The organism is Streptomyces sp. NRRL B-24572 (assembly GCF_002156145.1).
Classification (GTDB): Bacteria; Actinomycetota; Actinomycetes; order Streptomycetales; family Streptomycetaceae; genus Streptomyces; species Streptomyces vietnamensis.
Window position 1 is genome coordinate 1 of sequence record NZ_MWIG01000512.1, and the last position, 2118, is coordinate 2118.

At 74.2% G+C, this 2118-nt stretch carries 2 protein-coding genes; both read left to right on the forward strand.

The window, feature by feature from the left end; genetic code table 11:
- A partial coding sequence (locus CCN56_RS28400) for a fatty acyl-AMP ligase (protein WP_107484237.1) occupies positions 1-1296 on the forward strand: 1296 nt, incomplete at its 5' end.
- Positions 1293-2118: acyl-CoA dehydrogenase family protein (locus CCN56_RS28405; protein WP_143664647.1), on the forward strand; the 826-nt coding region annotated here is incomplete at its 3' end. The genes CCN56_RS28400 and CCN56_RS28405, both read left to right, overlap by 4 nt.

Below are 2118 nucleotides of genomic sequence, written 5' to 3' on the forward strand. Positions count from 1 at the left end.
CCGCACCCGGCCGACCGCACCACCCTCGCCGTCCTCCAGTACACCTCCGGCTCCACCAGCGACCCCAAGGGCAGCCGCGTCACCCACGGCAACCTCCTCGCCAACGCCGCCACCACCGCCGACGTCTTCCCCCTCACCGAAGGACAGTGGTTCGGCGGCTGGCTGCCCAATTACCACGACATGGGCCTCATGGGGCTCATCCTGTCGCCGCTCCTCGCCGGATTCGGCACCGTCCTCATGAGCCCCGCCGCGTTCCTCCGCCGCCCCCGCGCCTGGCTGGAACTCATCGACACCTTCGACATCGCCCTTTCCGCCGCCCCCAACTTCGCCTACGAGCTCTGCCTCACCCGCATCGGCGAGGACAAGCTCGACGGCCTCGACCTCAGCCGCTGGCACTACGCGGTCAGCGGCTCCGAACCCGTCAAGGCGAGCGTCCTCGACGACTTCGCCGCCCGCTTCGCCCCCACCGGCTTCCGCCCCTCCCGCTTCGCGCCCTGCTTCGGCATGGCCGAGGCCACCCTCCTGGTCTCCACCACGCCCCGGCGCGACCCCCGGGTCCTGCACTGCGACGCCACCGCCCTGGAGGAGCACCGAGTCGAACCCGCCGCCCCCGGGGGCACGAGCCGCGCCCTGGTCAGCTGCGGCGCCCTGCGCGACCTCGACGCCCGCATCGTCGACCCCCGCACCCACCGCGAACTCCCGCCCGGCCACGTCGGCGAGATCTGGCTCGGCGGCCCCTCCGTCGTCGACGGCTACTGGCGCAACGACGAGGCCACCCGCGCCACCTTCGGGCAGCGCGTCGGCGACATCGGCGGCTACCTCCGCACCGGCGACCTCGGCGTCCTCGTCGACGACGAGCTGTACGTCACCGGCCGCATCAAGGAGATGATGATCGTCCGGGGACGCAACATCTACCCGCACGACATCGAGCACGAACTCCGCCGCCAGCACGAGGAACTCCGCGACACCGTCGGCTCCGTCGTCACCGCCCCCACCGCCGAGGACACCGACGGACGCCTCGTCGTCATCCACGAGGTCCGCCGCCGCTCCTCCGCCGACGAACTCGCCGGACTCGCCGCCCGGATGCGGAACACCGTCGCCCGCGAGTTCGGCGTCCGCGCCGACGCCGTGCTCCTCATGCGCCGAGGGGGAGTGCGCCGCACCACCAGCGGCAAGGTCCAGCGCGCCGCCATGCGCGCGCTCTACGCGAGTGGAGAACTCGAACCGCTCTGGGCCGACGGCTACCACCCGGCCGCGCCGGAGCTCACCACCACGGCGGGGGAGCGGCACGGATGACCAGCGCCCTCACCGCCCCGCTCGACGCCTGGGCCCACCCCGGCGGCCCCTTCGACCCGGGCCTCCTCACCCGCCACGACGAGGCGGAGACCTTCCCGGCCGAGGCCTGCGCCGCCCTCGACGACTGGGGCCTGCCCGACCACTACGTGCCCGTCCGGCACGGCGGCCGCCTCGCCCGCGTCGACGAGCTCCACGCGCTCCTCCGCGACGTCGCCGCCCACGACCTGACCGTCGCCGTCGGCCACGGCAAGACCTTCCTCGGCGCCGCCTCCGTGTGGACCGCCGGCGACGACGCCCCCACCGCCCTGCTCGCCCGGCACGTGCTCGCCGGCGAACCCGTCGCCTGGGGCCTCACCGAACCCGGCGGCGGCAGCGACCTGCTCGCCGGCACCCTCACCGCCACCCGCAACGGCTCCGGCTGGTGCCTCAACGGCCGCAAATGGCCCATCAACAACGCCACCCGCGGCAACCTCATGTGCGTCCTCGCCCGCACCGAGCCCGACGGCGGCCCCCGCGGTTTCACCGTCTTCCTCTTCGACAAGCGCGCCACCGGGCACGGCACCGTACGCCCCCTCCCCAAGGTCCCCACCCACGGCATCCGCGGCGCCGACATCAGCGGCATCGAGTTCACCGATGCCCGGATCCCCGCCCACGCGGTCGTCGGCCCCGTCGGCGGCGGCCTCGAAATCGTCCTCAAGGCCCTCCAGCTCACCCGCACCGCCTGCGTCGCCCTCTCCCTCGGCGCCGGCGACCACGCCCTGCGCATCGCCCGCCGCTTCCTGCGCGAACGCCGTCTGCACGGCCGCGGCCTCGCCGAACTCC